The sequence below is a fragment of the Microbacterium luticocti DSM 19459 genome (assembly GCF_000422405.1).
In the GTDB taxonomy this organism is placed as follows: domain Bacteria; phylum Actinomycetota; class Actinomycetes; order Actinomycetales; family Microbacteriaceae; genus Microbacterium; species Microbacterium luticocti.
The window spans coordinates 63,364-75,703 of sequence record NZ_AULS01000018.1 but is presented as its reverse complement, the minus strand read 5'-3'; the positions used below and the strand labels follow the sequence as shown (position 1 = coordinate 75,703).

General features: G+C 70.3%; 11 protein-coding genes and 1 tRNA gene. 10 read left to right on the top strand and 2 right to left on the bottom strand.

Annotation, left to right across the window (positions count from 1 at the left end; translation table 11 throughout):
* The 3 genes from H577_RS0111905 to H577_RS0111895 all read left to right on the top strand — a co-directional run.
* The coding region (locus tag H577_RS0111905; protein ID WP_029146137.1) for an IS256 family transposase at positions 1-289 on the top strand (289 nt) is incomplete at its 5' end.
* A 198-nt stretch (positions 290-487) separates the two neighbouring features.
* On the top strand, positions 488-1,132 hold the full coding sequence (locus H577_RS0111900; RefSeq protein WP_029146136.1) for a GntR family transcriptional regulator: 645 nt from the start codon (positions 488-490) through the stop codon (positions 1,130-1,132).
* Between the two features lie 218 nt (positions 1,133-1,350).
* Positions 1,351-1,905, top strand: a complete 555-nt coding sequence (locus H577_RS0111895; RefSeq protein WP_029146135.1) for a flavin reductase family protein — start codon at positions 1,351-1,353, stop codon at positions 1,903-1,905.
* A 153-nt stretch (positions 1,906-2,058) separates the two neighbouring features.
* On the opposite strand, the gene H577_RS0111890 is transcribed toward H577_RS0111895, so the two are convergent.
* Positions 2,059-2,142 (bottom strand) — tRNA-Leu (locus H577_RS0111890).
* A gap of 372 nt (positions 2,143-2,514) precedes the next feature.
* Here H577_RS0111890 and H577_RS0111885 point away from each other — a divergent pair.
* The 7 genes from H577_RS0111885 (at position 2,515) to pknB (ending at position 11,703) form a co-directional block, all read left to right on the top strand.
* Entirely contained in the window at positions 2,515-3,249 is a 735-nt protein-coding gene (locus H577_RS0111885; protein WP_029146134.1) for an FHA domain-containing protein, read from the top strand.
* Complete coding sequence (locus H577_RS0111880) at positions 3,246-3,776, top strand: FHA domain-containing protein FhaB/FipA (protein WP_029146133.1); 531 nt, start codon at positions 3,246-3,248, stop codon at positions 3,774-3,776. Before H577_RS0111885 ends, H577_RS0111880 begins: the two co-directional genes overlap by 4 nt.
* A gap of 12 nt (positions 3,777-3,788) precedes the next feature.
* A complete protein-coding gene (locus H577_RS0111875; RefSeq protein ID WP_029146132.1) occupies positions 3,789-5,027 on the top strand; it encodes a PP2C family protein-serine/threonine phosphatase in 1,239 nt (412 codons plus the stop codon).
* Positions 5,028-5,137: 110 nt separating this feature from the next.
* A complete protein-coding gene (locus H577_RS0111870) occupies positions 5,138-6,460 on the top strand; it encodes an FtsW/RodA/SpoVE family cell cycle protein (protein ID WP_051191994.1) in 1,323 nt (440 codons plus the stop codon).
* A 1-nt stretch (position 6,461) separates the two neighbouring features.
* A complete protein-coding gene (locus tag H577_RS0111865) occupies positions 6,462-7,919 on the top strand; it encodes a peptidoglycan D,D-transpeptidase FtsI family protein (RefSeq protein WP_029146130.1) in 1,458 nt (485 codons plus the stop codon).
* Positions 7,916-9,685: a serine/threonine-protein kinase gene (locus H577_RS0111860; protein WP_036284936.1), complete on the top strand. Its 1,770-nt coding sequence runs from the start codon at positions 7,916-7,918 to the stop codon at positions 9,683-9,685. The genes H577_RS0111865 and H577_RS0111860 overlap by 4 nt, the downstream gene beginning before the upstream one ends.
* Positions 9,686-9,993: 308 nt before the next feature.
* Positions 9,994-11,703 carry a Stk1 family PASTA domain-containing Ser/Thr kinase gene (gene pknB / locus H577_RS0111855; RefSeq protein ID WP_029146128.1) on the top strand — a complete coding sequence of 570 codons (1,710 nt, stop codon included), beginning with the start codon at positions 9,994-9,996 and terminating at the stop codon, positions 11,701-11,703.
* Here the strand turns inward: pknB and H577_RS0111850 are convergent.
* A complete protein-coding gene (locus H577_RS0111850; protein ID WP_029146127.1) occupies positions 11,666-12,271 on the bottom strand; it encodes an anthranilate synthase component II in 606 nt (201 codons plus the stop codon). The genes pknB and H577_RS0111850 overlap by 38 nt on opposite strands.
* Positions 12,272-12,340 lie beyond the last annotated feature (69 nt).

The window sequence follows — 12,340 nt, the reverse complement described above, 5'->3', positions numbered from 1 at the left end:
CGACCTGACCGCGTTCGCACCGCTACCGCGCGAGCACTGGCAGAAGGTGTGGTCGAACAACCCGATCGAGCGCCTCAACCGGGAGATCAAGCGCCGCGCCGACGTCGTCCAGATCTTCCCCGACCGAGACTCCGTGACCCGCCTGATCGGCGCCGTCCTGCAAGAGCAGCACGAGGAATGGTCCTACGGGGAACGCCGCTACTTCTCCGACCCCTCGATGCGCAAACTCGTCCACACCCTCCACGACCACGCCGAACCCGCACGCCCCGAGCTCTACCTCACCGCCTGACCACCACCCCCAGGAAGCAACCAAAATGACACCACCCCACGGGACTTGACCTCGCGGCGGCGTGCCGGGCCCCCTCCCGGCCGGCGGCGCGAGGCCCAGGTGCGCCTGATATCCTTCCCGCGCAACCCCAGTGCTCTTGTTTTCACCGGCCGATCCCCGGCGGCCGGTTTCGTGATCAGACGTAGAGTTGGGCCACCCATGACCAGCGATGTTGCCTTCGCGCCGCTTGATCCACGCGGCACGGTACTCGGCGACGAGGTGTACACGATCCTCGGCGAGGCGATCCTCGATGAGCGGCTCGCGCCGGGCGAACGCCTGCGCGACGTCGAGCTCGCCGAACGGCTCGGGGTGTCGCGCACCCCGGTGCGCGAGGCGTTGCAGCGACTGGAACGCAGTGGCCTGGTCGAAGTGGCCGCGAACCGCTGGACGCGCGTGTCGGTTCCCGACGACTCGCTGCGTGAGAGCACGCACGAGTACGTGATCTACTTCATGGGCAATGCGGTGCGGATGGCGCTGGCCCGGTGCTCCGACGCCGAGCTCGACGCGCTGTGCGCACTCGCAGACGAGCTGACCGCGGCATCCGCTGCCGACGACCGTGCCGAGCTGCTGCGGGTGAGCGTGCAGTTCTTCGTCGCTGTGACCCGGGCCAGCGGCAACCGCATGCTGCAGTCGGTGCTCGAAGAGAGCGAGTTCGCGCTGCGCCGCAACCTGCGCGGATGGTCGCCGCATGTGGACGACGTCGACGAGCGCACCGACATGTACCGGGTGTTCCGGGATGCCACCGCCGCACGCGACGGCGACCGCGCCGAGCGCGTGCTGCGGCTGCAGCACGGCCTGGGCTGACCCCAGTCGGTACCGCCGGCCGGTCGCAGCACAAACCTGCCGCAGGCGTGCCACCGGCACGGGGGCGGAACCGGTCCGCAGAGGTCTCACCGGGGCGGGCCGGCGGGTGCGGCTGCGCCACAAGACCGGGCGGCCGCGAGCCGTCACGGTGCGTAACGAGCCGACATCCGCGCACACACTCGCCCGCGGTGCCGGTCGATCTCAATAGCCTCGACGTCATGACATCGATCCCCGCCACGGCCGCGCCGCATGCTCGCCCGAGTACGTTCGGATCGTCGCTGTCGGCCGACGAGTTCAAGACCCTGTTCCGCGGGCATCCCGGCGGTGTGGCAGTCATCACCGCCGACGTCGGCGACGGGCCGGTGGCCCTCACCGCGACGTCGGTGGCGTCGGTGAGCGCGGACCCGCCGCTGCTCATCTTCTCGATCTCGGCGCTGTCCTCGGCATCCACCACCCTCGCCCGCGCCGAGACCGTCGTGGTGCACCTGCTCGACGCCCACGACCTCGAGCTGGCGCAGCTGGGCGCGACCAGCGGGGTCGACCGGTTCGCCGACGCGTCGCGGTGGTCGCGGCTGGTCACCGGCGAGCCGGTGTACGGCAATGCGCGGGCATGGGTGCGCTGCGCGGTGATCGAGAGAATGGATGCCGGTGGCTCGACCGTCATCGCAGCGCACGCGCTGCAGTCGCAGATCCAGCGCGATGCCGACGGCACCGCGCTCGTGTACCACAACCGCACCTGGCACCGGCTCGACGAGAACTCCCGCATCGCCTGACGGCGCCCCGGCGGCCGTACCCCCCGGGTTTGGGGCGGATTCGTGCGCGTCAGGCTGCACAGATCCGCCCCAAACGCACAGATCCGCCCCAAACCGGGACTGGGCACGGCCCACGGACGCGAAAGAGGCCCCTCTCGGGGCCTCTTCGTTCTGTGCGCGAGGGGGGAGTTGAACCCCCACGCCCTTTCGGGCACTGGCACCTGAAGCCAGCGCGTCTGCCTATTCCGCCACTCGCGCGAGTCGAGGCATCCCTCGAACTCAACCCCACGAGGATAACACGGCCGCCGCGCGACGCCGAACCCACCGGACTCACGGCACGCTGCAGGCGGGGGAGCCCCGCGCACGGCCGGCCAGCCTCGGTGACAGAGTTGCCGCCGTCTCGCACGAATCCGTCCACGGATGCTGGATTGCGACCGCCCTGGAACCGGACTGAGCCGGCAACGCCCCGGCCGGCACCGACACGGAGCCTTCAGTGCGCCAGCCACCGAATCGGCCGAACCCCGTCCGCAGCGCTCCACCATGCCGAACCCCGGGGAAAACCGGAATCCAACACCTGTTCAGGCGGGGGAACTAGCATGTACCCACTGATCTGCCTGCCTGAGGAGTCGCGTGGGACTACTTGACAGCTTCGAGAAGGGGCTCGAGCGTGCCGTGAACGGCGCGTTCGCGCGCACCTTCCGCAGCGGCATCCAGCCGGTCGAGATCGCCTCGGCCCTGCGCAGCGAGCTCGACAAGAAGGCCGCTGTGGTCTCACGCGACCGCATCCTGGTGCCCAACACGTTCACGGTGCGGCTGTCCGCCACCGACGACGAGAAGATGGATGCCGTCGGCCCCGCCCTGATCGGCGAGTTGACCGAGATCGTGCGCACGCACGCGGCATCCCAGCACTACTCGTTCGCCGGGCCGGTGTCGGTCACCCTACAGCGCGACGAGACCCTGTCCACCGGCACGCTGCGCGTGGCCTCGCGGTCGGCCGAGGGGCAGGTGTCGTGGCGCGGCGTGGTCGACATCGCCGGCACCCGGCACCCGCTGGCCACCGGCCGCACCGTGATCGGCCGCGGCAGCGACGCCGACATCACCGTCGCCGACTCGGGCACCAGCCGCAAGCACGTCGAGATCCTGTGGGACGGCGAGCGCGCCGTGGTGCGCGACCTCGGCTCGACCAACGGCACCAAGCTCGACGGGCAGAAGATCACGCAGGCGCCGCTGCCACCCGAGTCCACGATCACCATCGGCCGCACCGACATCGTCTTCCGGGTGGTGCCGCAGGCGGCCCCGCCGCGCCCGTCCATGCCGGCGACGGATGCCGCGACCCGACTGTTCGACGCCGGAGGCCCGCTGTGAGCGAACTGACGCTGCTGCTGCTGCGCATCGGGTTCCTGGTGCTGATGTGGTTCTTCGTGTTCGGCGTGGTGTATTCGCTGCGCGCCGACCTGTTCGGGGTGAAGGTGCGCAAGATGCCCGAGCCGGCGACGGCCGCGGCATCCGCCACCCCCGCCCCCACCGCCGGACCCGCCGACGCCACCACCCCGGTGCAGGCGCTCGCCCCCGCAGCGGCCGGCGGAACGGCGACCACCCAGACGGTGTCGCGCATCGTCATCACCAGCGGCCCCAAGGCCGGGCTCGAGCTGCCGCTGGGCACCGAGCCGCTCACGATCGGACGCTCCAGCGAGTCGGGCCTGGTGATCCGCGACGACTACACCTCCAGCCACCACGCCCGCCTCGTGCTCTGGGGCGACACGTGGATGATCCAGGACCTCGACTCGACGAACGGCACCTGGCACGACGGGCAGCGGGTCTCGGCACCGGTGCCGGTGACCATCGGCGCACCCATCCGCGTGGGTGCGACGACGTTCGAGCTGCGGAAGTAGGCCCCGCCCACCATGGTCTTCCAGGGTTCGAGCGCCGCGCTCTCGCACACCGGCAAGGTGCGCGCGAACAACCAGGACTCCGGCTACGCCGGCGCGAACCTGTTCGTGGTCGCCGACGGCATGGGCGGCCACGCCGGCGGCGACGTCGCCTCGAGCCTCGCGATCGCCCGGCTGGCGCACCTCGACCACGCCTACCCGACCCCGTCCGATGCCGAGAAGGCGCTGCAGCACGCCATCACCGCCGCGGCCGGCGACCTGATCGACACGGTGAAGGCCAAACCCGAACTGGCCGGCATGGGCACCACCGTGTGCGCGATCATCATGGTCGACGAGTACGCGGTCATCGCCCACATCGGCGACTCGCGCATCTACCTGTACCGCGACGACGCGTTCACCCAGATCACCACCGACCACACGTTCGTGCAGCGCCTGGTCGACTCCGGCCGCATCACGCCCGAAGAGGCGCGCTACCATCCGCGCCGGTCGGTGCTGATGCGGGTGCTGGGCGACATGGACGCCGACCCCGAGGTCGACACCTTCATCATGCCCACCCGGCCCGGCGACCGCTGGCTGCTGTGCTCGGACGGGCTCTCGGGCGTGGTCGACGACGCCCACACCGGCAAGACGCTCGCACTGGGGCTGGCCCCCGGACGCACCGCCGACATGCTGCTCAAGCAGGCGCTCGACGGCGGCGCGCCCGACAACGTGACGATCGTGATCGTCGACGTCGGGGGAGCGCATCCGGTGTTCTCGGGAACGCCGACGATCGTGGGCGCCGCCTCGACCCCCACCGGCGTCGAGGTGCCCGCCGCCCGGCCCGGCCGGGTGTCGTGGCTGCACCCGGCCCGGCAGGCGGCGAACGAACCGACCCACTACGAACCGGCCGCCGACGAGTTCTTCGAGGAGCTCATCGAAGAAGACCGTCGTCGCGCCCGGCGCCGGCGCATCGGCTGGCTCGCAGGGCTCGTGCTCGTGCTCGCGCTCATCGGCGGCGCACTGTTCGGCGCCTACCAGTGGACCCAGACACGCTACTTCGTCGGCGCCGACGACGACACCGTCGTCATCTTCCGCGGCATCCAACAGAACATCGGCCCGATCCGGTTGTCGACACCGTACGAAGACACCGGGCTGCCGCTGGCCGTGCTGCCCGACTTCGAGCGACAGGTGGTGCAGGGCACCATCGCGGCGAACTCGCTGTCGGACGCCGAGCGTATCGTCGACCAGCTGCGTCAGAACATCGGAGGTGACTGATGCGCACGCCTCCCGGCGGGATCAGCCCGGTGCGCACGGCACCGCGCCCCGGCGTGCCCGACACCGCAGCCGCCGACACGTCCGTGCTGCGGGCGCTGCGCCGCATCCGGATGCCACAGACCCAGCGCAATCGCGAGCTGGCGCTGCTGATCTTCGCGTTCGTGATCAACGGTGCCGCCGTCGTGCTCGTGCAGCTGGGCGCGGCCGGCGAGATCGACCCGAAGTTCCTCATCTACCTGGGTGCGCTGACCGCACTCGCCCTGGCCCTGCACATCACGCTGCGCATCGTCGCCCGTGACGCCGACCCGTTCGTCGTGCCCATCGCCACGGTGCTCACCGGGCTCGGCCTGGCCGAGATCTACCGCATCGACGTGGCGCTCCACCTGCACGGCTGGGCGGCCTACTCGACACGGCAGCTGGCCTGGGCGGGCATCGCCCTGGTGGGGGCGATCGGCGTGGTGATCCTGCTGCGCAACTACCGGGTGCTGTTCCGGTACACCTACATCTTCGGCCTGCTCGGCATCGTGCTGCTGCTGCTGCCGATCGTGCCGGGCCTGGGCACCGACGCCAACGCCGACGTCTGGGTGTCGCTCGGCTTCTTCTCGTTCCAGCCCGGCGAGCTCGCCAAGATCTGCCTGGCCATCTTCTTCGCCGGGTACCTGGTGCGCACCCGTGACGCGCTCGCCTCGGTGGGCACCCGGTTCCTCGGCTTCACCTGGCCGCGGGCGCGCGAACTCGGTCCGCTGCTGGTGATCTGGCTGGTCTCGCTGGGCATCATCGTGATGCAGCGCGACCTGGGCACCGGCCTTCTCATCTTCGGCATGTTCGTCGCGATGATCTACGTCGCCACCGGCAAGACCAGCTGGGTGCTGATGGGCGTCGTGCTGGCCGCCGGCGGGGCGTTCCTCGCCTCGCGGGTGCTGCCGTACGTGCACGGCCGGTTCGAGAACTGGCTGAACGCGTTCGACCCCAAGGTGATCGACGCGAACGGCGGCAGCTACCAGCTGGTCAACGGTATCTTCGGGCTCGCCCAGGGCGGGCTGATCGGCACCGGGCTGGGTCAGGGCCGCCCGTATCTGACCCCGCTGTCGCAGAGCGACTACATCTTTCCCAGCCTCGGCGAAGAGCTCGGCCTGATCGGCCTGTTCGCGATCCTCTGCCTGTACATGGTGTTCACCAGCCGCGGCATCCGCATCGGCCTGAACGGCCAGGACGACTTCGGCAAGCTGCTGGCCGTGGGCGTCTCGTTCACCGTCGCACTGCAGGTGTTCATCATGGTGGGCGGCGTCACCCGGCTGATTCCGCTGACCGGTCTGACCACCCCGTTCCTGGCCGCCGGCGGGTCGTCGCTGGTGGCGAACTGGATCATCGTCGCCATCCTGCTGCGCATTTCGGATGCGGTCAGGTCACGGCCCCGGGTGGTGATCGGCTGAGATGACCAAAGAGCTGCGACGCCTGTCGATCATCATGCTGGTGATGTTCCTCGCCCTGTTCTGCTCGACCAGCGTCATCCAGGTGGTACAGGCAGACACGCTGGCGCAGAACCCGAACAACAAGCGTGCGCTGTACGACTCGTTCGACGTGCAGCGCGGGTCGATCATCGCCAGCGGTTCGGCGATCGCCAGTTCGGTGCCGACGAAAGACCTGTACAGCTGGCAGCGCGAGTACGTCGACCCGCAGATGTGGGCACCGGTCACCGGCTACATCAACCCGGTGCTGCAGTCGTCGACCGGCATCGAGCACGCGATGAACCAACAGCTGTCGGGCACCGGCGGTTCGCAGTTCTTCTCTCGCATCGAGCGCATCATCACCGGCCAGCCGGCACGCGGCTCGAACGTGGTGCTCTCGCTCGACGCCAAGGTGCAGAAGGCGGCCTACGACGCGCTCGGCAAGCTGCAGGGCGCGGTGCTCGCGATCGAACCGAAGACCGGCCGCATCCTGGCGATGGTCACCAGCCCCAGCTTCGACACCAACACGCTGGCCTCGCACAACGCCGACGCGGTCAACGCCGCCTACGACAAGCTGCTGGACGACCCCCTGCATCCGCTGTTCAACCGCGCGATCGGCGGCAACCTCAACCCGCCCGGGTCGACGTTCAAGCTCGTGGTCGCCTCGGCGGCGCTGGCGTCGGGAAAGTTCACGCCCGACTCCACACTGCCCAACCCCGCCCGGTACACGCTGCCGGGCACCGAGCAGCAGATCCAGAACGACACCGGCGGCACCTGCGGCCCCGGCAAAGAGGTCTCGATCGCCACGGCGCTGCGGCTGAGCTGCAACATCCCGATGGCGCAACTGGCGGTCAAGGTCGGCGCCGACGCGATCCGGGCCGAGGCCGAGAAGTACGGCTTCAACCAGGCGTTCGAGATGCCCCTGGCATCCACCCCCTCGACGTACCCGAGCACGCTGAACGCCCCGCAGACGGCGCTGAGCGGCTTCGGTCAGGGCGATGTGCGGGCGACACCGCTGCAGATGGCGATGGTGTCGGCGGGCATCGCCAACGGCGGGATGGTGATGGCCCCGCGCATGGTCGACCAGGTGGTCGGCCCCGACCTGAGCGTGCAGCAGCGCTTCGAGAACAAGGAGTTCGGACGGGCGCTGGACGAGAAGGACGCGTCCGAGATGGTGCGGATGATGGTCGCCAATGTCAGCAGCGGGGTGGCGACCAATGCAAGAATTGACGGGGTCGAGGTGGCTGGCAAGACCGGCACCGCACAGAACGGGCACGGGGATCCGTTCACGCTGTGGTTCACCGGTTTCGCGCCCGCAGAAGACCCCCAGGTTGCGGTCGCCGTCGTCGTGGAGAATGGCGGGGGCGTCGGTCAATCGGGAAGCGGCAACACGATCGCCGCACCGATCGCGAAGAAGGTCATGGAGGCGGTGTTGGGTAAATGAGACCGACGCAGGGTGTGACCTTCGGCGGCCGGTACGAGCTCGACTCGCGGATCGCGATCGGCGGCATGGGCGAGGTGTGGGAGGCGACCGACCACGTCATCGGCCGCACCGTGGCCATCAAGATCCTCAAAGACGAGTACATGGGCGACCCCGGCTTCCTCGAGCGCTTCCGCGCCGAGGCCCGGCACGCGGCGCTCGTGAACCACGAGGGCATCGCGAGCGTCTTCGACTACGGCGAAGAGAACGGCTCGGCGTTCCTGGTGATGGAGCTGGTGCCCGGCGAGGCGCTGTCGACCATCCTCGAGCGTGAGACGTCGCTGTCCACCGACAAGACCCTCGACATCGTCGCGCAGACCGCGGCGGCGCTGCAGGCCGCACACGCGGCGGGCCTGGTGCACCGCGACATCAAGCCCGGCAACCTGCTGATCACCCCCGACGGCCGGGTGAAGATCACCGACTTCGGCATCGCGCGCATCGCCGACCAGGTGCCGCTGACCGCGACCGGTCAGGTCATGGGCACGGTGCAGTACCTGTCGCCGGAGCAGGCGTCGGGGCACCCGGCATCCCCCGCCACCGACATCTATTCGCTGGGCATCGTCGCGTACGAGTGCCTGGCGGGCAAGCGCCCGTTCACCGGCGAGTCGCAGGTGGCGATCGCCATGGCGCAGATCAACGACCAGCCGCCGGCGCTGCCGGCCACCGTCGCGCAGCCGGTGCAGAACTTCGTGATGTCGATGATCGCGAAAAAGCCCGAAGACCGTCCGGCCTCGACGGCGCTGGTGGCCCGTGCGGCGACCGCGCTGCGCCGCGGAGACCTGGCCGCCGCGATCGCGGCCGTGCCCGCCATCGGCACGGGGGTGGATGCCGCAACCCAGCTGCTGACGCAGTCCGGGGCCGCCACGGCCACGACGATGCTGCTTCCGTCGGCCGGTGCCGCGGCGGCGGTCGGGGGCGCGCCGGGGGAGCCGGGCGCGCAGAAGACGAAGAAGCGCAGCCCGTGGACGTGGCCGCTGATCGCACTGATCGCGCTGCTGATCATCGTGCTGGGCGGTACGTTGTGGGCGATCTTCGGCAACCGCACACCCAAGACCGTGCCGACCTCGCCGAGCTCGTCGGCGACACAGATCACGCCCTCGCCGACGCCGACACTGGTCGATGTCGACGCCCTGGGGCTGCAGAACATGACCTGCGACGCCGCCGCGCAGACCCTGAAAGACAAGGGGCTCGTGCCCGACCGCTCGGACGGCTCGCCTGCGCCGACGGCAGACAAGGTGGGCTATGTCGAGTCGGTGACCGTCGGCGGCAACGTGCGCGACGGCGGCACCGTGTCGTTCACCTGCTACACGAAGCAGACCGACATGCCCGCCCCGGCGAGCGCTCCGACGATCACCGGGCCCGGCGGCGGCGCCGTCGTGGCCGGGGCCCCGGCGACGGTCTCGGGCTTCGACTACACGTGCCCGAGCGGAACCGGCACCGTGCAGGGCTACACCGTGACGGTGACCGTCGGCGGCAACGACCAGACCGTGTCGGTACAGCCGGGCGCGACCGCGCAGGTCGACGTACCGGCGGATGCCACCGGCCAGATCGCCGCCTCGTACACGGCCACCTGCTCGGGTGACAACGGCGCGCGCACCAGCCCCGCATCGGGCAAGACTCAGGCGCCGATCACCGCGGCGCCCGCGCCCGAGCCCAGCACCTCGACCCCGCCGGCGGACGGCGAGGGCCAGGGCGGCGCCGGCTCCGGCTCCGGCGACGATGGTCAGTGACCCGCATCCGGACGGGGATGTCTCAGAACCTGCGACATCCGGCCCGGCACCCCGCAACTTCTGAGACACAGCCGACAGGCATGTCCCAGAACCTGCGACATCCCAGCCCCGCACCCCACGGCTTCTGAGACACAGCCGACAGGCATGTCCCAGAACCTGCGACATCCGGCACCCGCGGCCCACGGCTTCTGAGACACAGCCGACGGGCGCGTCCCAGGCCCTTCGTGGCGGGTGACGCGGCGACCCCGAACCGGGGGCGCCGGTGCCGGTCGGTTAGGCTGGCATCTGTTCCATTCCAGGGGAGAGAAGTGTCAGCCGAGCCGCGCGTGCTTTCCGGACGCTACCGCGTCGACGAGCCCATCGGGCACGGCGGCATGGCATCCGTCTTCCGCGGCTACGACCTCACCCTGGGCCGGCCCGTCGCCATCAAGGTGCTCAACAGCGAGCTGGCCGCCGACAGCACGTTCCGCACCCGGTTCCGCCTTGAGGCGCAGGCCGCCTCGCGCATGTCGAGCACCGCGATCGTGCGGGTGTACGACGCCGGCGAAGACACCGAGGTCGACGACGCCGGCAAGGCCCACCCCGTGCCGTTCATCGTGATGGAACTCGTGCACGGCCGGCTGCTGAAAGACATCATCGCCGAGGGTCCGGTGCCGCTGGAGGATGCCGTCCGCTATGCCGACGGCATCCTCGAAGCGCTCGAGTACTCGCATCGGGCCGGGGTCGTGCACCGCGACATCAAGCCCGGCAACGTCATGATCACCCCGACCGGACAGGTCAAGGTGATGGACTTCGGCATCGCCCGCGCCGTGTCGGACTCGTCGTCGACGGTGGCCGAGACCACCACGATCCTCGGCACCGCGGCGTATTTCTCGCCCGAGCAGGCCAAGGGCGACGTCATCGACGCGCGCACCGACATCTACTCCACCGGCGTGGTGCTGTACGAGCTGCTCACCGGACGGCAGCCGTTCCGCGGCGACTCACCGGTCGCGGTGGCCTACCAGCACGTCAGCGAGGCGCCGGTGCCGCCCTCTGAGATCGTCGACACGGTGCCCCGGGCGCTCGACGCGGTCGTGCTGCGGGCGCTCGCGAAAGACCCGTTCCAGCGGTTCGCGGATGCCGCGGCGTTCCGCGAGGCGCTGGATGCCGCCGTCAGCGGGGCGTCACCGTCACGGCGCGAGGTCGACACGCTCGCCCACTCGCTGTACGGTCCCGACCCGCGCCAGGCGGCCGAGACCGCTCGATCGCTGCGGCAGTTGAGCTCGGATCCCACCATGAAGCGCACGCAGGCCGGCCCGCCTGCGGCGTGGATCTGGGCGGGGGTGGCGGTGCTGGCGGTCCTGCTGATCTCGGTGCTGATCTGGGTGCTCACCATGCGCCCGGGCGCGGTGGTGCCGGATGGATCGCGCGTCGTCCCCGAGGTCGCGGGACTCAGCTACGAGGAGGCGAACAAGAAGCTCGCCGACGACGACCTGTTCGCCAAGCAGGTCGACGAGCCCAGCGAGTCGGTGCCGGTCGGCACGGTGATCCGCTCCGACCCCGAGCGGGGCGTGACCGTCGCCCGCGAGACCGTGGTGACGCTGTACGTGTCCAGCGGGCCCGAGGCCGTCACGGTGCCCAAGCTCGTCGGACTCTCGCGTGCACAGGCCGAGAAGGCGCTGACCGACGCCGGTCTGATGCTCGGCCAGGTGCGTCGCAACGACGACCCGGATGCCGCCGCCGACACCGTCTTGGAGTCCTCGCCCGCCGAGGGAGCCGATGCCGCCAAGGGCGCGGTCGTCGACCTGGTGATCGCCACCGGCACGGTGACCGTCGTCGACCTCACCCAGGACGGCTATTCGCTCGACGATGCGAAGAAGGCGCTCGAAGACCTGAAGCTGACGGTGACCGTGCAGGATGATGCCTCGTGCCCGGCGACCGATCCGCGCACGGTGACCTCGCAGTCGGCGGGCCCCGGCGAGGTGCCGATCCACTCCGCGGTCACGCTCGTGTCGTGCTCGGGTCCCGCCGGCGAGTGACCGCCACGCGTTCGAGCCAGGTGCGCAGCAGGCGGGTGCCGTGTTCGGTGAGCACGCTCTCGGGGTGGAACTGCACGCCCTCGATGGGGGCGTCGGGGTGCGCCAGACCCATCACGACGCCGGACGGCGTACGCGCGGTGACCCGCAGCGGCGCGGGCACCCGGGTGACCGCGAGCGAGTGATACCGGCCCGCGGCGAACGGCTGCGGCATCCCGCAGAAGACGCCGGTGCCGTCGTGCTCGACCGCCGACGCCATGCCGTGCATCAGCTCGGGCGCCGGCCCCACCTCGCCGCCGAAGGCCACGGCGATCGCCTGATGGCCGAGGCACACACCCAGCAGCGGCACCCCGGTCGCGTGGCAGGCGCGCACGACGTCGACCGACGCGCCGGCGTGCTCGGGGATGCCCGGTCCCGGAGAGATCAACACGCCGTCGGCGCCGTGCACCGCGGCATCCGCGTCGATCGCATCGGCTTCGACCATGGTCACCGCCGCACCGAGCACGAGCAGATGGTCGATCAGGATGTGGACGAAGCTGTCGTGGTTGTCCACGACGAGGATCTCGGTCACCGCTCGGCACCCCCGACGCCGCAGCGGGCGTCGGCGGTCGCGGCGGACCCGCCCCCGCGCGATGCCCGG